General features: G+C 35.4%; 23 protein-coding genes and 1 other annotated feature. All 23 genes read left to right on the top strand.

Features of this window, described 5'->3' with window-relative positions:
- Positions 1–3: 3 nt before the first annotated feature.
- Positions 4–369: a hypothetical protein gene (locus H1220_04285; protein QMI86571.1), complete on the top strand. Its 366-nt coding sequence runs from the start codon at positions 4–6 to the stop codon at positions 367–369.
- Positions 370–656: 287 nt separating this feature from the next.
- The gene (locus tag H1220_04280; protein QMI86570.1) at positions 657–1313 is read left to right on the top strand and encodes a hypothetical protein; all 657 of its coding nucleotides are present in this window, start codon (positions 657–659) and stop codon (positions 1311–1313) included.
- Complete coding sequence (locus H1220_04275; protein ID QMI86569.1) at positions 1306–1719, top strand: hypothetical protein; 414 nt, start codon at positions 1306–1308, stop codon at positions 1717–1719. Before H1220_04280 ends, H1220_04275 begins: the two co-directional genes overlap by 8 nt.
- Before the next feature lie 86 nt (positions 1720–1805).
- Positions 1806–4613 (top strand): phage tail tape measure protein, encoded by a 2808-nt coding sequence (locus H1220_04270; protein QMI86568.1) that lies wholly within the window; start codon positions 1806–1808, stop codon positions 4611–4613.
- The gene (locus H1220_04265; protein ID QMI86567.1) at positions 4610–5245 is read left to right on the top strand and encodes a hypothetical protein; all 636 of its coding nucleotides are present in this window, start codon (positions 4610–4612) and stop codon (positions 5243–5245) included. The genes H1220_04270 and H1220_04265 overlap by 4 nt, the downstream gene beginning before the upstream one ends.
- Positions 5245–6864 (top strand): phage tail protein, encoded by a 1620-nt coding sequence (locus tag H1220_04260; GenBank protein ID QMI86566.1) that lies wholly within the window; start codon positions 5245–5247, stop codon positions 6862–6864. Before H1220_04265 ends, H1220_04260 begins: the two co-directional genes overlap by 1 nt.
- Position 6865: 1 nt before the next feature.
- Positions 6866–8614: a hypothetical protein gene (locus tag H1220_04255; protein QMI86565.1), complete on the top strand. Its 1749-nt coding sequence runs from the start codon at positions 6866–6868 to the stop codon at positions 8612–8614.
- 17 nt (positions 8615–8631) lie between these two features.
- Positions 8632–9042, top strand: a complete 411-nt coding sequence (locus H1220_04250; GenBank protein QMI86564.1) for a phage holin family protein — start codon at positions 8632–8634, stop codon at positions 9040–9042.
- Complete coding sequence (locus H1220_04245; GenBank protein QMI86563.1) at positions 9035–10015, top strand: N-acetylmuramoyl-L-alanine amidase; 981 nt, start codon at positions 9035–9037, stop codon at positions 10013–10015. Before H1220_04250 ends, H1220_04245 begins: the two co-directional genes overlap by 8 nt.
- 154 nt (positions 10016–10169) lie before the next feature.
- The gene (locus tag H1220_04240) at positions 10170–10559 is read left to right on the top strand and encodes a sigma-70 family RNA polymerase sigma factor (GenBank protein QMI86562.1); all 390 of its coding nucleotides are present in this window, start codon (positions 10170–10172) and stop codon (positions 10557–10559) included.
- Complete coding sequence (locus tag H1220_04235; GenBank protein ID QMI86561.1) at positions 10552–10719, top strand: hypothetical protein; 168 nt, start codon at positions 10552–10554, stop codon at positions 10717–10719. The genes H1220_04240 and H1220_04235 overlap by 8 nt, the downstream gene beginning before the upstream one ends.
- Before the next feature lie 43 nt (positions 10720–10762).
- On the top strand, positions 10763–11665 hold the full coding sequence (locus H1220_04230) for a recombinase family protein (GenBank protein QMI86560.1): 903 nt from the start codon (positions 10763–10765) through the stop codon (positions 11663–11665).
- Entirely contained in the window at positions 11658–13223 is a 1566-nt protein-coding gene (locus H1220_04225; GenBank protein ID QMI86559.1) for a recombinase family protein, read from the top strand. Before H1220_04230 ends, H1220_04225 begins: the two co-directional genes overlap by 8 nt.
- Positions 13224–13416: 193 nt before the next feature.
- Positions 13417–14238 (top strand): HAD family phosphatase, encoded by an 822-nt coding sequence (locus H1220_04220; protein QMI86558.1) that lies wholly within the window; start codon positions 13417–13419, stop codon positions 14236–14238.
- 1 nt (position 14239) lies between these two features.
- Complete coding sequence (locus tag H1220_04215; protein QMI86557.1) at positions 14240–15124, top strand: phosphotransferase; 885 nt, start codon at positions 14240–14242, stop codon at positions 15122–15124.
- A gap of 182 nt (positions 15125–15306) precedes the next feature.
- The gene (locus H1220_04210; GenBank protein ID QMI86556.1) at positions 15307–16833 is read left to right on the top strand and encodes a DEAD/DEAH box helicase; all 1527 of its coding nucleotides are present in this window, start codon (positions 15307–15309) and stop codon (positions 16831–16833) included.
- A 197-nt stretch (positions 16834–17030) separates the two neighbouring features.
- On the top strand, positions 17031–17705 hold the full coding sequence (locus tag H1220_04205; GenBank protein QMI86555.1) for a hypothetical protein: 675 nt from the start codon (positions 17031–17033) through the stop codon (positions 17703–17705).
- Positions 17706–17759: 54 nt separating this feature from the next.
- A complete protein-coding gene (dinB, locus tag H1220_04200; GenBank protein ID QMI86554.1) occupies positions 17760–18872 on the top strand; it encodes a DNA polymerase IV in 1113 nt (370 codons plus the stop codon).
- Positions 18873–18940: 68 nt separating this feature from the next.
- Positions 18941–19933 carry a tryptophan--tRNA ligase gene (gene trpS / locus H1220_04195; protein ID QMI86553.1) on the top strand — a complete coding sequence of 331 codons (993 nt, stop codon included), beginning with the start codon at positions 18941–18943 and terminating at the stop codon, positions 19931–19933.
- A 44-nt stretch (positions 19934–19977) separates the two neighbouring features.
- Complete coding sequence (locus tag H1220_04190) at positions 19978–21060, top strand: hypothetical protein (protein QMI86552.1); 1083 nt, start codon at positions 19978–19980, stop codon at positions 21058–21060.
- Between the two features lie 110 nt (positions 21061–21170).
- Positions 21171–22211, top strand: coding sequence for an IS30 family transposase (locus tag H1220_04185; protein QMI86551.1), 1041 nt, complete (start codon positions 21171–21173; stop codon positions 22209–22211).
- A gap of 196 nt (positions 22212–22407) precedes the next feature.
- Positions 22408–22609: a binding site (T-box leader), on the top strand.
- 642 nt (positions 22610–23251) lie between these two features.
- The gene (locus tag H1220_04180; GenBank protein QMI86550.1) at positions 23252–24568 is read left to right on the top strand and encodes a histidine--tRNA ligase; all 1317 of its coding nucleotides are present in this window, start codon (positions 23252–23254) and stop codon (positions 24566–24568) included.
- 9 nt (positions 24569–24577) lie between these two features.
- Positions 24578–26335 (top strand): aspartate--tRNA ligase, encoded by a 1758-nt coding sequence (gene aspS, locus H1220_04175; GenBank protein ID QMI86549.1) that lies wholly within the window; start codon positions 24578–24580, stop codon positions 26333–26335.
- Positions 26336–26394 lie beyond the last annotated feature (59 nt).

The following is a 26394-nucleotide window of genomic DNA, read 5'->3' as shown; positions in this document are numbered from 1 at the left end:
TATATGATACAAAAGATAATCACGATTCAAAATCAAACCGTTACGTTTAAGTCATCGGCTACCATTCCGCGTTTATACCGTTTGACATTTAAGCGTGACATCTTTAAAGACTTAGCGAAACTTGAGAAGTCTTATCAAGGTAATGGGAGCAGTTTCGAGATAGATGACTTGGAGATTTTTGAGAATGTGGCGTATATTATGGCTTATCATGCCGATAATAGTATTCCATCAACCATTGAAGAATGGTTAGACCAATTTGAGATGTTTTCTATTTATGAAATTTTGCCTGAAATATTAGAACTATGGGGGAGTAATCTTCAAACGGATGTGGAAAACAGAAAAAAGTTACATCAAGTAGTCGGGAAATGACGACAGCCTTATTTTTACTTCGATGTGTGGAGGTTGGGATTGCGATAAGAGATCTCGACCTTTTAACCATTGGTTTAGTGCTCGATATTTGGACAGAGAAAGCGAATGACAGTGTAAAGTATAACAGAGTTGCAGGACAAAAAGAGTTTGATAAGTTTTGATTTAAAGATTTGAGTATTTATGGTATAATAAAAAAAGTAATCAAACAAGCAAAAAAACGGAAAAAATATATTTACATTAATATCAGATTAATGTAAAATGATATAACTTATGAGAGGAGGATTAATATGATTTATTCAAATGAAAGAAAATTATCTTTAAGTGGTTGGCTAAAGAAACACAATAATACATCATATGAGACCCCTTTAAAGTTGCAAAAATTTTTGTTGTTTTATGAAGCATTGACGAAAGTATCTGGAGAGACCCCTGATTTTAGTCATTTAAGAGGGTATAAAAAAGGTCCGGTATTCAGTAATGTTTGGGGAGATTATACTAAGGAAAGAGCAAGCTTTAATATGGCGGCTCAGAGTGCGTATGATAAAAATGTTGAATCTATTAATGGTAAAAGAGCTGAAAAATGTGCTTTTATAGTTGGTACTATGACAGAAAAGGAATTATCGGATCTTACACATCAGATGAATCTTTGGAAATCCAAAGAAACTCGCATTATGTCTGGTGAGTATCAAGTGGATTTAGATGAATCGGATTTCAACTATAATGATGAGAAGCTGATTGACACATTAGATGCAATGTATTCAACAAATATGATAGAAAACTCAACAATTATAAATTTAGATAAAAAATATTTTGTATTTTCAAAATCTGATTCGGAATCACTTACAGAGAAACATTTCGATATGTTGCTTACTCTTGCGGAAAATGAAGAACTCCATAACCCGGTATTCGTCGATATTGACGAAGAAGGGAGGCTTCTAATTGATTAACGAAAGAGATGTTGTGAGAATGAAAGTACCTTATCCGTCTATATCGGATGGAATGGCCGTGGCTTCACATATGTATATTTGTCACAAACATTTGGGTACAGATTATGAGTACATTAAATGTCAAACACTAAAACCTTATATGCTTATTAATAATCCAATGGTCCATTATCATGATGAGCAGCCAGACATATCTAGGAATCCATTTACGCGACCAACTAGAATAGATTGTGATAAGTTATTTCTGACAGCTACAGTACATTACGACGATCGATTAAAAACATCCAATCGTCCAGATGTATGTGAAGATTTATTTTGGTCTGTCCAAGTAAAATTATTGAAAGATGGATATTCTAAGATAAATATAAATGAAATAGAACTAAAGAACTTAAATAGATTGATTTACTAATAAATTAATTAGTGATAAGTATTTGTAGCACTTACTAAATAGTAGGTGCTTTTTTCATGTCAATTTTTAGGAAAGGAGGTAATCACATGGCAAATCGTATCAAAGGGATAACTGTTGAAATTGGTGGGGATACAACAGGGTTGGATAAGTCACTTAAGTCTGTAAATAGTACTATTAAAAATACGCAGTCTGCATTAAAGGATGTAAATCGGCTATTAAAAATTGATCCAAAGAATACGGAGTTACTGGCGCAAAAACAAAAACTCCTCCAACAAGCTATTCATGAAACGAGCATCAAATTAAATGCATTAAAAGAAGCAGACAAACAAGCCAAAACGCAACTGGCAAATGGCGAACTAGGGCAAGATAAGTACGATGCTCTGCAACGAGAAATCATTGAAACCGAGCAGTCTTTATCTAAGTTACAAGAAGAGTTTAAGAAAGTGCCGAATGTGGTGGCATTATCGGTAAAAGAAGTAGGGGATAAACTGAAAAATATTGGTGATAAAACACAAGAAATTGGCACAAAGTTATCTACTCACTTAACTTTACCACTTGTTGGCATTGGTGCGGCGTCTATTAGTGCTTTTAATGAAGTAGATGCTGGACTCGATACGATTGTGACTAAAACTGGCGCAAGTGGTGAAGCACTTGAAGACATGCAAGGGATTATGGAACGTATCGCCACCAGTATTCCGACAGACTTTGAGACAGCTGGTGCCGCCATTGGTGAAGTCAATACGCGTTTTGGTGTAACAGGTAAACAACTAGAAGAACTATCTACTCAGTTTATCAAGTTTGCACAACTGAATAATGTAGACGTATCTACCGCAATCGACAACACACAAAAAGTGATTGCAGCCTTTGGTTTAACGACTGAAGATACAGGGGCATTATTGGATACGATGAATGCAGTCGGTCAGAGAACAGGCATCAGTATGGACACTTTATCCAGTGTCATGGTTACCAATGCCGCCTCGCTCCAACAACTCGGCTTTTCAGCCAGTGACGCTGCCAACTTTCTAGGGAATGTGGAAATGTCCGGAGCTGATACGTCACAAGTGATGACCGGATTAACCAAGGCATTAACAAACGCTACTGCAGAAGGTAAGCCACTAAACGATGCCTTATCGGATATTCAAAATAGGATGGTCCATGCCAAAAGTGATACGGAAGGGCTACAAGTGGCGTATGAATTGTTTGGTAAACGAGCAGGAGGGGCGATTTATCAAGCTTGTAAAAATGGGTCACTGAACTTTAGTGAATTAGGGACGTCTTTACAAGATAATATGGGTTCAGTTGAAACGACCTTCGAAAACACCATTGATCCAATTGATAGTTTTCAAACAACGATGAACCAATTAAAAATTGTCGGTGCCGATGTCGGTAATACGTTAATGACGATTCTAAAACCCATGCTTGAAAAATTAGCGACAGTGTTTAAAAATATCAAATCTGGATGGGATAGTTTATCTCCTGGTATGAAAGAAGCGATTACAACCTTTGGTGTGATTGTCGCAACAGTAGGACCAATCCTTGTCGTAGCGGGTAAAATAATCACAGCCATCGGAACGATTACAGGTGTTCTTAGTCCATTGATTGGTTTATTAACTGGAACCAGTGCTGCTACTGCAGCTGTTGGGGTTGCAGGAGGAGCCAGTGCGGCAGGAACAACGGCAGCTGGGGTTGCAGCTGGTGGAGCAGCAACTGGATTTGGTGCATTACATCTTTCTTTATTACCCATTATTGGTATTATTGCAGGTATTGTCGCAGCCATCGCTGGTATTATTTTAGTGATTAAAAACTGGGGAGCGATTACGGAATGGTTTAAGGATGTATGGGGAACCATCACACAAACGGTTACAACAGTTGTGCAGAATATGTCCACCTACTTTATGACGGCTTGGAACGGTATTGTCTCTTTCTTTACGACCACTTGGGAAACGATTAAGGCTATTTTAGATGTTGGCTTACAATTTTTAGTGTCTTTAATACAAGGTGCCTTTGCCCTTATCACTTTACCTTTTCAGTTTATTTGGGAAAACTGTAAAGAGGTGATTCTATCGGTATGGGAGGGCATTAAAGGAATTGTTGATAGTGGTATTCAAGCCGTATCTAGTGTAATCAGTAGTGTTATGAGTGTTATCCAAGAGATTCTATCTTCGATATGGCAATCCATCAGCACAACAATTTCAACGGTCTTATCAATGATTCAAAATGTGGTGTCAACTGTGTTTCAAACGATTAAAGGTGTCACCAGTACGGTATGGAATGGCATCAAGTCTACTGTTGGCACTGCTCTTGATGGTATAAAAACCGCTGTTTCAACGGTATTTCATTCTGTTTCTAGCACAGTAGGCAGTATTTTTAATGGCATTAAAACAACGGCAACAAATGTATGGAATGGCATCAAATCAGCCATTACCACACCGATTGAAGCTGCCAAGAATACTGTCAAAAAAGCTATTGATGCAGTGGTGGGATTCTTTGCTGGAATGAAGATTAGTTTTCCAAAGATAAAACTGCCACATTTTAGTATTAAGGGAAGTTTTTCAATCCTCCCTCCATCTGTACCGAGCTTATCCATTGATTGGTATAAAGAAGGTGGGATTATGACACGACCAACATTGTTTGGTATGAATGGCACTTCCTTAATGGCAGGAGGCGAAGCAGGGCATGAAGCGATTCTTCCGTTAAAAGGATTTTATTATCACTTGGATAAACTGTTTCAAGAGAAAATGGGAGGCAATGAGATGATTGAAAAATACTTAGCGATTATCGCAGAAAATAGTACACAAGCCATCTACTTAGATGATGGGACATTGGTTGGACGATTACTCCCAAGTATTGATAGTGGACTGGGAAAAATGGCAGTAAGGAGGGCTAGAGGATGATTACACTGTTTATTGATGACACAGACTTATATAAGCAAGGAATTATTTTAGAAGAATTTGATATTGGTATTCCTGAGATGAAAGTACACAAAGTATCTGTTCCGGGCAGAAATGGTGACCTTGATATGAGTAGAGCTTTAACAGGTTATACACATTTTTCAAATCGAACCATCAGTCTGGTTTTAGGCATGACCGGTTCAGAAGAAGAGCGAGAAAGGCTTCGGTCATTATTGTTTGTGCATGTGTATAATAAACAGGTGCATATTCGGTTTTCACATTTAGAGGGTTATTTTGTGGGTACGATGACGTTTCATTCTTATGAGCGAACACCAGCTAAATCGACCATCAAAGCCACGGTAGACTGTTATCCATTTCGATTGATTGGTGATGAAGTGGTATCGAGTACGACACTGACAAGTGCATTTCAGTACATCACCATTGGGTATGCAGGGATGCCAACGCCATTAAGTATTGTGACAACTGGCATGGCGACGATTGAATACAAAGGGAAACGATATACGGTGCAAAAGGGTGAGCATCAATTAGGGATTCTCCTTGAAATGGGGAATAATACGTTAAGGGTGTCAGGCAATGGCACGTTAACGACTCAGTACATCAGGGAGGTGTTATAATGTATCGCATTTATGCCGATAATGATTTAATCTATAATCCCCTCATTCCAGAGTATACCATTATTGAAGGGAGATTGAACAGTTCGTTAAATACGGTCGGGACATTGACCTTTACGATACCTAAAAGCAATCCGTCTTATGGTCAAATCCAGTATATGAAATCCATCATTACGTTATATGACGATGATCGGTTGCTTTTTAGGGGACGTGTTTTCTCACCTAGTGTTGATCTTTTTCAAACAGAAACCGTTGAATGTGAGAGTGACTTAGCCTTCTTCAATGACAGTGTGCTTGAACCGTATGATTTTAGAAATAGACGTGTTGAAGATGTGTTACAGGACGTGTTACTCAGTCATAATGCACAAGTTAGTTCAGATAAACAATTTAAATTAGGATATGTGACGGTCACCAATGATACCGCAAAGGGGAACATCGTCCGTTCATCTAGTGATTACACATCCACTTGGTCTTTTTTAAGGGATAAACTGTTAAAAGAACTGGGTGGCTATTTTTATGTCCGCTATCAAGTAGATGGTGTGTACTTGGATTATGTCAATGATTTGAATGATGTGAATCATCAAACCATAGAACAAACCATCAATTTATTGGATGCCAAACGAGAATGGTTTAGTGACGAACTCGCTACGATTGTGATTCCTTTAGGCAGTAAGATAACAGATGACGATACGGATACGGAACGCTATGTGACGATTGAATCGGTTAATCATGGCGATAAGGCGCTTCGAGATGAGCATGCGATAGCACTTTACGGAGAGATTACTAAAGTGACCCATCATGACTACATCACAGATCCAACGAATTTGCTTAGTGCAGGACGTAAAGACTTAGCGGATTCTGTTCTATTGATTAGTAAGATAACATTAACGGCTGCTGATTTGTCTAAAGCAGGAGAGGCAGTTGATGCCTTTGGCTTAGGGCAAAAGCTAAAAGTAAAGATTCCAAGTCTTAACATTGATGAGCGGATGCTTGTCAGTCAACTATCCCTTGATTTACTTCATCCAGAAAGTAGTACTTTGTCCATTGGGATTGAAGAAAAAACGCTGACCGTGACACAGTTCCATACGGAGCATTCAATTGAAACGATTTATCAGAATTTACAAGAACATATGAAAGAGTTGAATACAGCAGCGATTGTTCGAGCCATTCGTGAAGCCAATTCGTATATTCAACAATCAGCCAATGAAATCAAACTGGACGTATCCGAGAAATACTACAACAAAGAAAAAGCAGATGAACTGTTGAGTGCGGTTCAAACGATGATGACACAAACATCAGATGCCATTTCTTTTCAGTTTTATCAGTATCAACAGTTACAAGAGACCTTATACGGTGCTAATGCGAGACAATTTACAGAACTCAGCCGTTATATTCGCTTTGAAAATGGGCACATTATTTTAGGTGAACAAAATAGTCCCATTGTGCTTCGCATTGAGAATGAGCGCATTGTCTTTTTACAAGGTGGTGTGGAGAGTGCCTATTGGCATAATCGAAAATTCTATGCGGTAGATGGAGAGTATCTGCAAAGTTTAAAATTGGGTAAGTTTGCTTTTATGCCAAGATCAACAGGTAATTTAAGTTTTACAAAGGTGGTGAATTAAGATGGCAAGCAGTGGTTCTTTTCACACGAATGCGTATGACGTTAGGTATTTAACGTTTGAGTGGCATGTTGCCAATCAAAATGTATCCACTAATCAAACAACCATCAATTGGAGCTTAAGAGGAAATGGTGCAAATCCAAACACTTGGTATATGTCGGGAAACTTTAAGGTGGTCATTGAAGGGTCTACTGTTTACCAATCAGCCAGTCGTATTCAATTAACCGGGACTGCCAGTGTTGCGAGTGGGCAATTTACCATTTCACATGACTCAGATGGGCATAAAACCTTTAGTGCCAGTGTGGAAGCTGGCATTTACTATTTTGCGGTGAATGCTAGAGGGAGTGGATCATGGGATTTGCCAACTATTGCCAGAGCCACACAACCGACCTTGAATAAGACAAGTATGTCTTTTGGGGATACGATTACCATTTATACCCCAAGAGCAACAAGCACCTTTACACATACTATTCAAGCAGGTGTGGAGGGAAAATTAAGTTGGACAACCATCGCATCGAATGTCGCAACAAGTGATACATGGACGTTACCCAAATGGTGGGGACGCTATTTAACGCATTCAACGGATAAATTACTATTTAGGGTGCTTACTTACTCAGGAAGTCAACTGATTGGCAGTAAGGATACACCTCCTGTGACCGTCATAGCCACTACTGATATGGCACCTGTTGTCAACATCACCTTAACGGATGTGAACAATTTTTATAACACCTATGGTGGTTTTGTCAGAGGAAAGTCTAGAATCAAAGCAACCGTAACAGAAAGGCTGTATGAACAAGCCGTTGTGACAACACGCAGTTTAGTTTTAAATGGGATAACGTATCAAAGTAGTGATCAAACATCTGAAGTGATTACGTCAACGTCACAACGAGTAGAAGCTAGAGTTGTGGATTCTAGGGGAATGACAGGTACAAAAGTCGTGACCCCTGTTGTGTATGATTGGTATGAACCTAGAATTACGATGGCAAAAGCCAATCGTTGCCAAGCCAATGGGACACTGGATGAGTCTGGAGCGTATATTAAATTGGAGTATGCGTGTGCTGTTGCCCCAGTGAACAATAAAAATCAAAAGGTACTCAGTTACAGTTACAAACGGCAAAACCAAAGTCAATCGACTACGCAGAGTATACCAATGGAAACGTATAGTAAAACAGGGAGTGTCATCTTTCCTGCCAGTGGGGAGAGTTCTTGGGAAGTGACGGTGACACTAAGAGATGCTTTTAATACGAGTCAAGTTGTAGTGAGCGTTGGAACAGCCTTTGTGTTACTCGATTTTCACAGTTCTGGAAAAGGTATCGGTGTTGGTAAGGTTGCAGAATTACAAAACACACTTGATGTATCACCTAACTGGGATTTTAAATATAAAAATGCCGTGATGAGTGATTTTGTGATGGAACAAGGCATGAAGAATAACTGGATTTACCGTAAATGGTATAGTGGTGTGATGGAATTGAGTACGAGAAAGTCGGTAACAGTTGATGTGAAAAATAGATGGGGAAGTTTATTTACTTCTGGACCGATTGCAGCAACGGATTTAGCATACCCTTTTGTTTTTAAAGAGTTACCGACCGTCATTGTGACTTTATCGCCTATTACATGGGCAGGGATGGTGATGGCTGGATCAGGACAGGTAGGTTCTATATCTAAAACAGGCGTCTTTGAAGTTGTCAGAGGCTTAGAAGCATCGAATGCCAATTATATATTTAATTATAATGTGGTTGGCAAATGGAAGTAAAGAATGGAGGATACACTATGAAAGAATTATGGTCAACATGCCAAGTGGTGTTTTCAGTTATTGGAGGCACACTTGGTTATTTTTTAGGAGGATTAGACGGCATGTTATACACATTATTGGTATTTGTGGTTACAGATTATGTAACAGGTGTTTTGTGTGCGATTGCGGATAAACGTTTATCCAGTGACGTTGGGTTTAATGGTATCGCACGAAAAATCATTATTTTTGCATTAGTGGGGATTGCCCACTTACTGGATGTGCAGATTTTGGGGCATGTAGGTGTTTTACGCGCAATGGTTATCTTCTTTTATGTATCAAATGAAGGGATATCGATTATTGAAAATGCCGCCCACTTAGGTTTGCCAATTCCAGAAAAATTAAAATCTATTTTACAACAATTAAAAGAAAGAGGGAATGAACATGAGTAATAGTCCATTAGTCAATTATGTCAAATTAAGCCCAAATCATAGTGGGCAACGCAATCATACCATTGATACGATTACCATTCATCACATGGCAGGTAATCTATCGGTTGAAACGTGTGGGAATGTATTTGCGCCAGTGTCAAGACAAGCAAGTTCGAATTATGGGGTCGATTCCAGTGGTAGAGTCGGTATGTATGTTGAGGAACATAATCGTTCGTGGTGCTCGTCAAGTGCAGCCAATGACAACCGAGCGATTACGATTGAAGTGGCCAATGATGAGTATGGTGGTAACTGGCATGTGAGTGATGTGGCTTTAGAAAAAACTATTCAATTATGTGTGGATATTTGTCAGCGTAACGGCATTCCGTCACTCAATTATACAGGTGATACAAGTGGTAATTTGACGAAGCATGAATGGTTTGCGAATACGAACTGTCCAGGACCTTATCTTGGTAGCAAGTTCCCCTATATTGCGACTGAAGTGAATAAGCGATTAAGTGGGCAGTTATCGACACCTGTTCAACAAACCTATACGAATCTTGATGATGTGGCACGACAAGTCATTAACGGACGTTTTGGAAATGGAGAGGAACGCAAACAAAAGTTACGTGCTTCTGGATATGATCCTTTGCAAGTCCAAGAACGAGTGAATGTCTTGTTGGGCAAACCATCAACATCTAAGCCTACATTGAAATCAATCGATGAAGTGGCAACAGAAGTATTGAACGGTAAGTGGGGGAATGGTGCTAGTCGCAAAACGACATTGACTAATGCGGGGTATGACTATAATCAAGTACAAGCAAAAGTGAATGAATTGTTAAGTGGACAACCAACCCCAAAACTAAAATCTATTGATGAAGTAGCTAGAGAAGTCATTAACGGTCAATGGGGCAACGGACAAGAGAGAAAGAATCGTTTAACGCAAGCTGGATACGATTATCATCAAGTCCAACAAAAAGTAAATGAACTATTATAGTAGAAAGCCTATCTAAGTAGTGATGCTTAGGTAGGTCTTTTTTTTATTTTAAAGGTTAATTTTTTATTTATTTTTGTTGCCTGAGATGTAGACAGGATAAATTTTGGTACTTAGAACCTCGCTTTTTGTCCTTTATCTACTGGAGGTAGAGAAAATGACTCACAAAGATGACATTATACGATTAAGAAGAAATGGATTAGGTTATAAAAAGATTGCGAGTTTACTAGCTATATCTGTCAATACGGTTAAATCAGTATGTAGACGTGAAGGGATTGAGAAAGTTAAGGTAAATGATGGTCATAGATGTAAAGGTTGTGGTGAAGCACTTATTCAAAAACAAGGCAAAAAAGTGAAACAGTTTTGTAGTGATACGTGTCGTATGAAGTGGTGGAATAAGAACTTAGATAAAGTGAATCGGAAATCATACACTACGCATACCTGTAAAAAATGTGGTGAATCATTTAAATCTTACGCCAATAAAAAAAGAGTGTATTGTTCACATCAGTGCTACATAAACGATAGATTTGGAGGACATAATGAATAAAAACAATGAATTAACCTTTCAAATCACAATGACCCTTGTTGATAATTTAATTAAAAATAATCTTATTACAGCGGAAGAATATGAGCTTTTTAAAGAAAAAATGATTAAAAAATATGAGCCAAAACTAGGTAAATTATTGATCCTAATACTTGATAAATAAACGTTTCAGAGTGATATATAGTCATAACAAAAAGGAGGATACAATGAAAGTTATTAAGCAATTATCTGCACTACCAAAACGAGAAAAGTTAAAAGTTGCAGCGTATACACGAGTATCTCATCATCATTTACTAAATTCACTCTCCAATCAAGTATCTTATTACAATCAATTGATTCAAAATCATCCTGATTGGGAGTATGTAGGTGTTTACTCTGATGATGTGGTTAGTGGCAAACAAATAAAAAATCGAAAAAATTATTTAAAGTTACTCGATGATTGTCGGCATGGAAAAGTTGATATGATCCTCACAAAATCTATTTCAAGGTTTGGACGAAACACTATCGAACTATTAGAAACTATAAGGGAATTAAAGCAACTAGGTATTAGTGTTCGATTTGAAAAAGAAAGTATTGATACCTTAACGACAGATGGCGAATTACTGATTACATTATTGGCAACTTTAGCAGAAGAAGAGTCAAATCAAATTAGTAGTAATATCAGATGGAAAGTTAGAAAGAAATTTGAACAAGGAATACCCCATAATCCGCAACCTATTCTAGGTTATAGATGGAAAGACGATCACTATGACATATACGAATCCGAGGCAATGTTAGTTAGAAAAATATATGATGATTATATTTCAGGGATAACGCCATCAAAAATAGCCAATCGATTAAATGAAGATGGTTTTACAACACGAAAAGGAAACTCATTCACACGATCCATCATCCATAACATATTAAATCAAGAAGCTTATACAGGTATTCTCATTTTACAAAAGACGTATAGACGGAGAGGTAAAAGCCGATCTATACCAAATGAAGGAGCTTTAAATAAATATATTGTTGAAGCTGCACACGAACCAATTGTTGCCAAATCTATTTTTGAAAAGGTACAAGAATTAAAACAGAAAAACAATCTAAGGAAAGGAAAAAAGAATGACTAAAAAAATTATTACCATTGAAGCAGATAAACGATTAAGCAATCAGTCTAAATTACCGAGTGTTCATAAACGAAAAGTTGCTGGTTATGCGAGGGTATCAACGGACTTAGAAGACCAAGCATCGTCTTACGAAACACAAATGAATTATTATGAATCGTATATCAACAGTCGGTCAGATTGGGAATTTGTGAAGATGTATTCGGATGAAGGGATTAGCGGAACAACTACTAAAAAACGATTAGGATTTCAAGAAATGGTATCTGACGCAATGGATGGTAAAATTGATTTAATCATTACGAAATCAGTTTCACGATTTGCAAGAAATACCGTTGATTCGTTATCGACAGTTCGTCAATTGAAAGACAAGGGTGTAGAAATTTATTTTGAAAAAGAAAATATATGGACATTTGATTCAAAGGGCGAACTACTGATTACCATTATGTCTTCTATTGCCCAAGAAGAAAGTAGAAGTATTTCAGAAAACGTCAAGTGGGCAAAACGTAAAAATGCAGCAGAAGGAAAAGTGACATTTTCTTATTCAACGGTTTTAGGTTTTAAACAAAGTGAAGATGGTGGGTTTGAAGTCGATAAGGATGAAGCTAGAATTGTAGAATACATCTTCAGTTTATTTTTAAAAGGGAAAAATCCCAATCAAATCGCAAGAGAATTAACTGAAAAAAATATAAAGACTCCAGCTGGTAAAGAGAAATGGTCGTATGGCAGCGTGAAAAGTATTTTACAAAATGAAAAATATAAAGGTGATGCACTTCTTCAAAAATACTATAGCGTTGATTTTCTAAATAAGCAGCAGAAGAAAAATGAAGGAGAGTTGCCACAATATTATGTTGAGAATAGTCATGAAGCCATTATTGATAAAGAAATCTTTGATATGGTGCAAGTACAACTAAGACATAACACAAAGTGGGCAACAGAAAAGAATTATTTTTCAAAAATAGAGTGTGGTTGTTGTGGAAATAAGTATTGTCGATATATATGGCATTCTAATAGTAAGTATAAAAGACACATTTATAGATGTAGCCATAAGTATAAAGATAAGAATAAATGTCAAACACCACATGTAACAGATGAAGACATTCAAGAATGGATTGTTGATGCTTTAAATCAGCAAATTGCGAATAAAGAAGAGATTATTGATAATTTAGGTATTTTAGTTCATCAATTGGAGAGTAATATGACATTAAAAGATGAAATCAATACTTTGAACAATAAATTGACTGTTGTACAAGACGAAGTTGAAAATTTAGTTTACACCAATTCAAAATTAGCACAAGACCAAAGTAATTATCAAAAGATATACGATAAATTGGTTAAAACATATGAAAAACTAGAATTGTTACTTGAAGAGAAAAAGGAAGAGTTGGTCAACTATCATATTCGTATTCAAAACTTAAAATCGTGTATTGACATTATTGGAAAACAGGACACCCTAATTAGGGAGTTCAATCCAACACTGTTTAATATACTAATAGAGAAAATCGTTATCGAAACAGACAAGAGAATCACCATTCACTTTACTGATGGAAAAATTTTGTATCGATGAGAAAATGACATGACTCGCGAATAATGATTCACCCTGCCATGGAGGTAGGGTATTTTTTTATTGGAAGAAAACCAATAAAAAATGTTATAATAATATGGAAAAATCAAATCGTTAAAAGTTGCACACCCCTAGAGCCATTTGCACACCCTTTTGGGCGGTTGCACACCCCTAGCATGAAAAAAGGAGAAATTGTATGATAAAACTAATAGCAATAGATATGGACGGCACACTTTTGAATGAAGCAAAAGAAGTGACTAAACCACAAATTGAAATGCTTCATAAAGCCGTTGAAAAAGGTATAAAAATTGTAATTTGTACAGGACGAGCATTGTCTGGAGTAAAGCCGATTTATGAAAAAATAGGATTGAAACAAGATGAGTATGCCATATTAAACAATGGTTGTTCCACACATCATACATCAGATTGGTCATTGGTGAGTTGGCACCAATTAACAAAAAATGATATGTTGTATTTAAATCGTATCAATCATGAAAATAAAGATGTACAATTTACACTATTTGATGAGGAACATTATTTTTGTGTTGATGAAGAGCCTCAAGAACAAGTGAAAAAAGATGCCTCACTTGTCTTTTTAGAACCTCAATTTTTATCTATTGATGAAGCAATTAGTGGCGAATATACGATGTTCCAAGGCATGTTTCTCGCTGCCCCCGAAAGACTAGATATATTCCAAGAAAAATATGAAAAAGAGTTATCAGAACATTTTAGTGTTGTACGAAGTCAATCTTATATTTTTGAAACAATGCCAAAAGGAGCAACAAAAGCCACGGCGTTAGAGAAATTAGCCAATAGTTTAAATATTAAACGAGAAGAGATTATGGCAATTGGAGATGCAAATAATGATTTAGAAATGCTTGCATATGCAGGAGTGAGTGTTGCTATGGGAAATGCTACAGAAAATGTTAAAGCAATTGCTACACATATTACAGATACAAATGAACAAGACGGCGTTGCCAAAGCGATTGAGCTATACGCTTTGGAACAGGAGGTATAAAATGTTTGATAGGCTACCGTTTTATGCTTCTATTCAAGCAATAACACCAATTCAGAAAGGGTATTCGGTAGACAAAAAATTTTATATCAAAGATAAAGACGGGAAAGAATTTCTTTTGCGCCTTGTCTCTACCGATAAAGTATCTAATCAAATGCCTTTGTTAGAAAAAATAAAGGCTATAAAAAATCCCTATATTTCTCATTTAGTTGATTATGGTTCTTTAACAGATACAACTGATTTTTTACTCTTTGAATGGAAACAAGGTGTTATTTTAAGAAATGTCATACATTCACTACCTATAAAACAGCAATATGCATTAGGGATAGAGTGCGGACAATATTTGACAGAAATACACGGTATATCTGTCGATGTTCAATGTCATTTTTTGGACTATTATCAACAAAAAGTAGATAATAAACTAAAAAATGCGAATAGCATTGATATAAAAGTAAACCATTTTGATACGTTTGTTGATCATCTTCAATCGAATATATTTTTGATGAAGCAACGGCCCATCAAAATTGAACATGGTGATTTTCATGTGGGAAATATGATATATGACGGTCAACATATTCATGTCATTGATTGGGACAGAAGTGAGTATGGAGATCCTTATGATGAGTTTAAACCGTTTGCGTTTAATGTGGAAAAAAGTGCTGCTTTTCAAACAGGTATTATTGATGGGTATTTTCATGGTCGAATTCCTGATGATTTTTTTCCGATTTTAAGTGTGTATGCTGCTGAATCTTGTATTGGTAATTTGTATTGGGCATATCATTTTGGGAAAAAAGAAGATATGACAATGATGTATCAACTAGCCGAAACAATTTATGATTATTTCAAAGGATTTACACAAACAACGCCGACCTGGTACGGAAAATATTGATTTTCAGAAAATGTTTGAAAACATATTAGTTGCTTATTAGGTGATTTGTGTTATACTGTTATAGGAACAAAAGAGAGTTTTAAGTTTTTAGATAAAGGCTTGGTCTGTACCGAGCCATTTTTTTACGTGAAGAGCGTTTCAAACAAGAAAAACTCTCTATTTAAAAAAGAGAGAGGTAATATATGAAATTTTCAGAATTAGGATTAAGTGATATCCTTTTAAAATCCATTAAAAATATGGGATTTGAGGAGGCTACTCCTATCCAAGAACAAACGATTCCGTTGGCATTATCTGGTGCTGATGTTATTGGCCAAGCACAAACAGGAACAGGAAAAACAGCATCATTTGGGTTACCAATGCTTGAAAAAATTGACACTTCTCATCGTGTCATTCAAGGATTAGTCATTGCCCCAACACGTGAATTAGCTATTCAAACACAAGAAGAGTTATTCCGTTTAAGTAAAGACAAACGTGTTAGAGTGAATGTTGTATACGGAGGCAGTGATATTGGTCGTCAGATTAAGCAGTTAAAAGATGTGCCGCATATTTTAGTTGGAACACCTGGACGTTTATTAGACCACATTAAACGCAAAACCATTTCATTAAGTCATATCGAAACATTGGTTTTAGACGAAGCAGATGAAATGTTGAACATGGGATTTTTGGAAGATATTGAAAGCATTATTCAATTAACACCAGAAACTAGACAAACACTATTATTTTCTGCAACAATGCCAGAAGCAATTAAACGTATTGGTGTGACTTTCATGAAGTCTCCAGAACATGTACGCATTAAAACAAAAGAAATGACAGCTAATTTAATTGATCAATATTTTGTGAAATGTAAAGAAAATGAAAAATTTGATATTATGACACGTTTATTTGATGTACAATCTCCAGAATTAACCATTATTTTTGGTCGTACAAAACGCCGTGTTGATGAGTTAGCTAGTGGACTAGAGGCTAGAGGATATAAAGCTGAAGGGATTCATGGAGATTTATCTCAACAAAAACGTATGAGTGTTTTACGTGCATTCAAGAGTGGTAAATTAGATATTTTAGTAGCCACAGACGTTGCAGCGCGTGGACTAGATATTTCAGGTGTCACACATGTGTATAATTATGATGTACCACAAGATCCAGAAAGCTATGTACACCGTATTGGAAGAACAGGACGTGCCGGTAAAGAAGGTATGTCTGTAACACTTGTAACACCACATGAAATGGATTATTTAAGAACGATTGAGGACTTAACAAGAAAACGTATGACACCTTTACGTCCACCAACTAGTCAAGAAGCGTTCGAGGGACAACTACGTGTTGCGTTAGACCAAGTTGATCAAATGATTTCTGATGTTGAATTATCTGATTTTGAATCTGCTGTGAATGTATTGTTGAGTAAATATACACCAACAGAATTGGCAACAGTTTTAATGAAAACATTAGCACGCGATAAAGAAGAAATTCCTGTTAATATTACACCTGAAAAACCATTACCAATGCGTAAACGTCAAACAAGACGTGACGGTGGAAACCGCCGTTACAATGATAGAAACCATGAAAAAGGTGGAAATAGACGTTACCGTGATAGACGTGATGATAAAGGTGGCAGTCGATACAATGATCGTAAACAAGATAGAACAGACCGCTACGACAGAAAATCAAAAGACGGCAGACGCGACAAAGGATTTACAATTCGTAAAAAATAAATAAGTCTATAAAAATAAAGTTAAAAAAGCTTTAAATCAACATGCCTAACAAGTTGATTTAAAGCTTTTTTGATTGTCTGTTCAATCGTGTTGATGGCTTACTCCCACCAACACGATTGAACGAAGAGCTAGTGAATATGTTTATATTTACTTTTAATGAAAAAAGGATTAGAATTTAGAAAAAAGGAGGAAATACTATGTTTGAACATTTTGTGAAAATGGAAACATTTATGTACGAAACAATGCCATTTCTCATTTGTATCATGTCTGCTGTACTATTGATATGGATACCATGTTTAATATATATTAGAGAAAAGCGGTGGGCTAAGTATTTAAATCTTGTTACTTTATTGTTTTTAATTGGAACAAGTGTGTATATTTATACAGGTTTCAAAACATACGAAGAGATTTCTAAAAAAGAAAAATATGTTAACGCAGCTGTGCGTGAATACAAATTATTGCTTTTTTCTGGAGAAGCATATAGTTATCCAGAATTAAAACAAGCTTCACAAGAATATATGAAAGATACATTCGAAAATATTGGCTTGTATGATGCGAATACAGTAGAAGAAGTTGTTGAGTATTTAGGAAAAGATGATCTATTTTATTATTTTGATATAGCTGGACAACAACTCTCTGTGACGCATCATTATGGTGCCATAGATGATAATATACAAGAGGCAAAACGTGAGGGGATACAATACACGTTGACGGATAAAAATTTTGAAAATATCGGCTTTATCAATCAATCTAGTATTTTTTTCATCAAATATCACATTCCAAAATCTATGGAAGATAAAATAGTTGAAAAAGAGGTTGAAACAACAGCAAAATATCAAAAAAAGGTCGTTAAAAAATGGATAATACCATAATTAAAAGTTGACAAAAAGTAAACTTTTAATGTATGATGTTAGTGAGGTGACATTATGCAAATTGGTGTTTTATCTTTTAATCATTTTCATCATGATGTATCAAGAAAAATTATTCATATTGATATGGATGCATTTTATGCGTCTGTTGAGATTCGAGAAAATCCTAGTTTAAAAAATAAACCTGTTGTTATTGCTCAGCATCCAAAAGAAACAAATGGTAGAGGGATTGTTTCCACGTGTAATTATATCGCTAGACAATATGGTATTCATTCCGCCATGTCTTCTCAAAAAGCTTATGAATTATGTCCAAACGCTGTTTTTATTAAAGGGAATATGACATTATATGCCTCTGTTTCTCAACAAATTCGAGAGATTTTTAAACGATATACCGACAAAATAGAACCGCTTTCTCTTGATGAGGCGTTTTTAGACGTAACAGAGAATAAAAAAGGGTATAAAAGTGCGATATATATTGCTAAGTGTATTCAAAAAGATATATGGGAAGAATTACATTTGACTTGTTCAGCAGGTGTTTCGTATAACAAATTTTTAGCAAAAATTGCTAGTGACTATCAAAAACCGTCAGGGTTAACAACCATTACACCTGAGGAAGCACAAAGTTTTTTAAATGAGTTACCCATTGAAAAATTTTATGGTGTTGGAAAAAAATCTGTTGAAAAACTGCATGAACAAGGTATTTTTAAAGGAAAAGATATTTTAGAAATAGATGCTACACGTTTATTACAGCAATTTGGGAAATCAGGATTTTCATTATTGCAACGTGCAAATGGTATCGATAATAGTCCCGTTAAATCAAATAGAAAGCGTAAATCATTAGGTAGAGAGAACACTTTTTATCCAGAAATTTCAACAGAAAATGAAGTCCAAATAGCTATTCGCAAACTAGCCAAGTCTGTTAGTAAGCAACTACAAGTAAAAGACTTACGTGGAAACATTGTAACACTTAAAATTCGGTATACAGATTTTGAAACCATTACACGTCAACAAAAATTAGATAAAATGGTAGAAAATGAGGACTTTTTATTTCAAAAAGCAATAGAATTATGGGAAGAATATGGAGATTTGGATAAAAACATTCGATTGATTGGCGTTTCTGTCAGTGGTTTGGAACAAAAGAAAATTGAAAGAATTGTTTTAGATATATAATTGTTTGTATTACACTATATTTTCTCGTATAATAAAAGAATATTCCAAGTTTTAGGAGATTATAAAACATGAAAAAACGTATATTTTCTGGCGTCCAACCAACTGGTATTCCAACCATTGGTAACTATGTTGGCGCAATGAAACATTTTGTGGATTTACAAGATGAGTACGACTGTATCTATTGTGTTGTCGATCAACATGCCATCACTGTTCCACAAAATCCAACCGTATTAAAAGAACAAACTCGATCATTAGCCGCTTTATATATTGCTTTAGGAATCGATCCTAAAAAATCAACATTATTTATTCAATCAGAAGTTCCTGCACATTCACAAGCTGCTTGGATTGCTTTGTGTAATGTCGGTATTGGAGAGTTAGAGCGTATGACGCAATATAAAGATAAATCGGCTAAACAAGAAACGGTTTCTGCTGGCTTATTGTGTTATCCGCCTTTAATGGCTGTCGATATTGCTTTGTATGACACGCATGTTGTACCTGTTGGAGATGATCAAAAGCAACATATTGAGTTGACACGTGACTTTGTAAATCGTTTTAATAGCCGTTATGGTCAAGGTCAAGACTTACTTGTTTTACCAGAACCGCTTATTCAATCATCGGGTGCTCGTGTTATGAGTTTACAAGATCCAACGAAAAAAATGTCTAAATCAGACAGCAATCAAAAATCTTACGTGCTTTTGTTAGATGAACCAAGTGTTATTCGTAAAAAAATAAAAAGTGCCGTAACAGATTCAAGCGGTTTAGTATATTATGATAAAGAAAATAAACCGGGTGTATCTAATTTGTTAACAATCTTTTCTGTTTTTTCTGGACGTTCTATTCAAGATTTGGAGCAAGAATATCGTGAAGCAGGATATGGTAAATTTAAAACAGATTTAGCCGAAACAATTATTTCTGTTTTAGAACCTATTCAAGAACGCTATAATGCTTTACTTCACTCACAAGAATTAGATCGTATTTTAGATGAAGGTGCAAAACGTGCCAATGACATTGCCAATGAAACATTAAAAAGAATGGAAAAAGCTATAGGCTTAGGAAGATAAAAGGTTGATATAAAATGGATATTTTTAAAAGATTAGATCAATTCATGAAAAAAAATGCGCATTTATATACCACGGAAGATGAAGCAATTCAAAGCTTTTTAAATCAAATTGAGAAAGAAGATATTAATCCATATTTTTCAGAAGCATTTGAAAGTGATGAGATGGATACGATAGACGAGATTTATGATTTATTAGAGCAATTAGAGTTTGAACCAAATAGAAGTAAAAAACGAAAAATATGTGACAAAATCTTGGCGTTAGACCCAGATAATATTGATGCACAAATAATGTTGTTATCTCAAGAAAATATCATTGATTTTCTTCAAGGACTAAAAAAACTTGAAGAATCTGAAAAACAAAAGTGGTTAAAAACAAATCAAGCTGGTTGGATATATTTTGAAGAAAGACCTTATTTAAGAATGAAATATATTTTAGGTCAAGAATATTTGAAGCAATTTATGGTTAAAAAAGCAAAAGAGTGTTTTGAAGAATTATATTTTCAACTAGATAAAAATGATCATCAAGGTGCTCGTTATGAATTGATGTATATTTATTGTCTACTTTCAGATTGGGAAAAAGCGAGTAATCTTTTTTATAGTCAATCTTATTTTAAAAACGATGATATGATGATTTTTCCATTATTAGTGATGGCTATTTTAGAAGATAGACAATCAGAAGCACAAGAATTATTGACATTACTAAGTAAAGCTAATAGAGATGTAAAACACATGGTGACTTTTTCAGATGATTTTTCAGAGGCTTTAGCAGATCTTGAATTATTTAATTTTGATACATATATACCGAATAGCATTCAGTCACTAGCGATTTTATATGATAAATATGCGATGCGTGTGTTTAGTATAGATGATTATGTTCTTGAGTGGATAGAAAAACATTTTTCTAAAAGGTCAAGTGTCAAACCTTTAACTCTATTAGAGAAAAAGACAGTAGATGAATCGATTTTTTCTGATTTATCGGCAAATGTGGCTCGGCAATTTATTGAAAAAAAACTTTTCACAAAAAAAGATTTTCAAAAAGTAACAGAAAAAGAATTACTTGAATTAAAAGGTGTTGGAGCAAAAACAATCGAAAAACTGAAAAGTAAAGGAATTGTTTTAAAGAAATAATTTGGCCGAGTTGTAAAATAAAGTGCAAAAGCAAAATAGTGTTATAAAAACAAAAAAAGACAGATAATTAACTTACTAAGATTCACCACAAAATTAGAAAGGTCATTATCATGTCTAAAACAAATTATAACACAAAAAAACAATATAAACAGCTATCATTGGTTGAACGTACAAAAATTGAAACGTTATTAAACGAAAAAAAGCCAATACGATATATCGCTGAACGACTCGGAAGAAATGTATCCACAATTTATAGAGAAATTAAACGAGGAAGCGTTAATCAAATTGTTAATCGAAATGGTATCCAACGTGACGAATTAAAATATTACGCTGAAACAAGCCATTACATCTATAAAGCTAAGCAACAAAATAAATATCATCATGATTTAACTGAAAAATTTAGTCAACAATTTTTCAAAGACTTACAACAGGTAGTTACTGAAAAATATAGAACCCATAGTATTGATACCTTTGTACATTGGTATCGGCAAAATCATCCTAATGAAAAAGTCCCTTGTACGAAAACGGTTTATACGTTTGTTCATCAAGGTATTATCCCTATCAAACCAATTGATTTACCCAAAATGGTAAGCATTAGAAAACGACCGAAAAAAGAGAACACCAAAACATACAAGAAAAATATGGGTACATCTATCGAAAATCGACCAGACGTAGCGAATAATCGTACAGAATTTGGACATTGGGAAATTGATTTAGTCTTATTTAAGAAGACAAAAAATGAAGCACTATTATTAACGTTAGTAGAACGACAAACACGTTATACAATTATACGTAAAATGAATGATAAAACAGCACAATGTGTCTTACGGACATTAAAGAATATTTTTAAACAATATAGGAAATCAACCTTCAAGAGTATTACATCTGATAATGGGTCAGAATTCGCCTCGTTATCTGAATTAGAATCGACATATTTAAGCATTTACTATGCACACCCTTATTCATCTTATGAGCGTGGTACTAACGAAAATCATAACGGACAGATACGGGAGTTTTTACCTAAGGGTAAATCTATCAATACCGTTAAAAAGTCAACTATTCGTAAAATAGAATCCTGCTTAAATCAGAAAATACGGCGTAAATTAGGTTATCGTACACCTGCAGAGTTATTTTTATTGCGGGTAGATTAATAGTTTAATAAAAACAGGTTTCCCGTCAAGGCACACTTTGTTTTTCGCCTTGACTAGAAAACCTTTGTTTTTATTGTTTGGTTATTAACCCCGCAAAAGAGAAAGTAATTATCTGTTTTTTTGCACTTTACTTTACAATTGGAGAAGAAATAATTTGACAAGAATAGCCAATATGCTATATACTTTTGTCATACATTAAAAATTTATGAAAGAAACAAGTAGTTTTATAGTTTATATTTTAAGAGATGCTTTGGTTGGTGCAAAAAGCAAGTGGCTATAAAATCAAGACATTCTGGAAATTGGTAATGCAAAGTTACTACGGATAGCGTCCGTTATACGCTCGAGAAAAGCACATGCTTTTAAATAAAGGTGGTACCACGTTTTCTAACGTCCTTACTAGTTCAACTAGTAAGGACGTTTTTATTACAGCCGTAGGAGCAAAGCGACGTACAGATGTAATATGGGACGGAACGAGGCATTAATGTATTTCGATAGAAATACGCCCGCCGAGAGAGTACCAATCCTTGAAAAAGCCGTAGGAGCAAAGCGACGTACGTTGAGTAAGGAAACTACGGAGCGAAGCTCCCTAGTACGACATTCGTAGCCAGCAAGCTGTAACGACTGTCGCATATGGGACGGAACGAGGCAACAATGTATTTCGATAGAAATACGCCCGCCGAGAGAGTACCAATCCTTGAAAAAGCCGTAGGAGCAAAGCGACGTACGTTAAGTAAGGAAACTACGGAGCGAAGCTCCCTAGTACGACATTCGTAGCCAGCAAGCTGTAACGACTGTCGCATATGGGACGGAACGAGGCAACAATGTATTTCGATAGAAATACGCCCGCCGAGAGAGTACCAATCCTTGAAAAAGCCGTAGGAGCAAAGCGACGTACGTTAAGTAAGGAAACTACGGAGCGAAGCTCCCTAGTACGACATTCGTAGCCAGCAAGCTATAACGACTGGCACAATAGACAATCTATTGTAAGTCAGTACACTATTTATATTTGTAAAGTAGAAAAGAAAGGAAGTAGATAAAATATGATACAAAAACCAAAAGGAACGGCAGATTTATTACCAGTTAATAATCCTTTGTGGCACTATTTAGAAGAAACAACACGTATTTTAATGTCTGATTATCAATTTTCTGAAATGAGAACACCATTATTTGAAAATTATGAGTTATTTGCTAGAAGTTCTGGAGAAACGAGTGATATTGTATCAAAAGAAATGTATGATTTTTACGATAAGGGAGATAGACACATCGCACTACGTCCAGAGGGGACAGCACCGGTTGTGCGTGCTTATATTGAAAATAAATTATATGGGAATGAGCATGCAAAACCATTAAAAGTGTTCTATATGGCACCGATGTTTCGATATGAACGTCCACAGGGTGGACGTATGCGTCAATTTCATCAAATTGGGACTGAAGTTTTTGGAAGTACCAATCCAGCAACAGATGTCGAAACGATTGCATTGGCGTGGGATTTATTTAAAGAATTGGGTATTCAAGATGTGAAATTGGTTATCAATTCTTTAGGTAAAACGGAGGATAGACAACGCTATCGTCAAGCGTTAATTGATTATTTAACACCGTTAAAAGATCAATTAAGTCATGATTCACAAACTCGCTTAGAAAAAAATCCATTACGTATTTTAGATAGCAAAGACGAAAAAGATAAAGCTATTGTAGCAAATGCTCCAAGTATTTTAGACTTTTTATCTCCAGAAGCACAAGAGCATTTTGATAAAGTACAAGCTCTACTCAATGGTCTAAATATTCCGTTTGAAATTGATGCAAATATGGTACGTGGATTGGACTACTATCAAGATACAATTTTTGAAATGATGACAAATTCAGCTGTTTTTGGAGCACAAACAACCATTTGTGGAGGCGGTCGTTATGACGGATTAGTAGAAGCTCTAGGTGGTCCACAAACATCAAGTTTTGGCTTTGGTATTGGCATGGAGCGTCTTGTATTGTTGATGGAAAGTCAAAAAGTTGAGGTACCCAACTTACAAGAATTAGATATTTTTGTGATTGGTATGGGAGAAGAAACATCTGTTGAAACATTGAAATTAACACAAGCGGCAAGACAAGCAGGATATTCAGCAGATAGAGATTATTTAGATAGAAAATTTAAAGCACAGTTTAAACTTGCAGATAAATTAGGTGCAAAAGTTGTTCTTATTGTTGGAGAAGAAGAATTACAAAAAGGAACAGCAAAACTTAAAGTGTTTAAAACAGGTAAAGAAGTAGAAGTACCATTGACTGATTTATACGATAATTTTGAAACAGTGTATCGTATGAATACAATGGATACGTCGGTTTTAGATGAATATTTTAATCAATAGGAGAGGTATATGAGAACAAATTATTGTGGCATGATAACAGAAAAGTACGTCAACCAAACAGTAACCGTACAAGGTTGGGTTGCTAGACGTAGAGATTTTGGTGGTCTATTATTTATCCATTTACGTGATAGAGAGGGGATTGTACAAGTTGTGTTTAATGCTGAAACACAACCAGAGATATTTAAACTTGCAGAAAAATTACGTTCAGAATATGTTGTGGAAATTACAGGAGAAGTTGTTTTACGTGAAGAACAACAAATCAACGATAAAATGAATACCGGTAAAATTGATATACATGCACATGCTCTAACAATTTTATCAACAGCAACAACACCGGCTATTCCAGTAGAGGACGGCTATAACACATCAGATGAATTACGAATGCAATATCGTTATTTAGATTTACGCCGTACAAGTATGTTGCATAATTTACGTTTACGTCATCAAGTGACAAAATCTATTCGTGAGTCATTGGATAATGCAGGATTTATTGATGTTGAAACACCGTATTTAACAAAATCAACACCAGAAGGAGCAAGAGATTATCTTGTACCATCTCGTGTGAATAGCGGTTCATTTTATGCGTTACCGCAATCTCCTCAGTTGTTTAAACAGCTATTGATGGGTGCAGGATTAGATAAATATTATCAAATTGCACGTTGTTTCCGTGATGAAGATTTAAGGGGAGATAGACAACCAGAGTTTACACAAGTCGACTTAGAAACAAGCTTTTTATCAGCAGAGGAGATTCAACAAACTGTTGAAAATATGTTGCAAAAAGTGATGAAAGATACATTGAATATTGATGTAACAACATCATTTCCACGTATGTCGTATGCAGAGGCAATGAACAGATACGGAAATGACAAACCGGATACACGCTTTGCATTAGAATTGATTGATATTGCTTCAGTTGCTCAAAAAGTTGAGTTTGGTGTTTTCCAAAATGCCCTAGCAAATGGAGGACAAGTAAAAGCATTGAACTTAAAAGGTCAAGCAAGTGCCTATTCACGTAAAGACGTTGATAAATTGGGTGAGTTTGTTGCAAGATATGGAGCAAAAGGCTTGGCATGGACAAAAGTTGAAAATGGTGAATTTACAGGTGGTATTGCCAAATTTATCAATGATGTAAAAGAGGAATTATTATCTGTTGTGAATGGAGAAGACGGTGACATTTTATTCTTCTGTGCTGATAAACCGAGTGTGGTGGCACAATCATTAAGTGAATTACGTTTGAAATTAGGACGTGACCATGATTTGATTGATACATCAGCGTTTCATTTCTTGTGGATCGTGGATTGGCCTTTATTGGAATACGATGAAGATAATCAACGTTATGTTGCGATGCATCATCCATTTACAAGACCAAAAGCAAGTGATATGGATAAATTGATAACAAATCCTGCAGATGTGATGGCAGAGGCGTATGATATTGTTTTGAATGGATACGAAATTGGCGGTGGCTCATTGCGTATTTATACACGGGAAATGCAAGAAAAAATGTTTGATGTATTAGGATTTACAAAAGAAGAAGCAGAACAACAATTTGGTTTCTTATTGGGAGCTTTAGATTCAGGATTTCCTCCTCATGGTGGATTGGCACTTGGCTTGGACAGATTGGTTATGTTATTGGCAAAAGAGAATAATATTCGTGAAGTAATTGCTTTCCCTAAAAATGGTAAAGCGATTGATCCAATGACAGAGGCACCAAGTGAAGTAAGTACAGCTCAATTACAAGAATTATCGCTATCTATTTTAGAAAAATAATATTGTGAAAATCATGTTGATAAACGTATTTGTCAACATGATTTTTTTATTTTTGACGT

The sequence above is a fragment of the Carnobacteriaceae bacterium zg-84 genome (assembly GCA_013874835.1).
In the GTDB taxonomy this organism is placed as follows: domain Bacteria; phylum Bacillota; class Bacilli; order Lactobacillales; family Aerococcaceae; genus WM01.
Note: the sequence above shows the minus strand (reverse complement) of the source record. Positions and strands in the feature narration are given on the sequence as shown.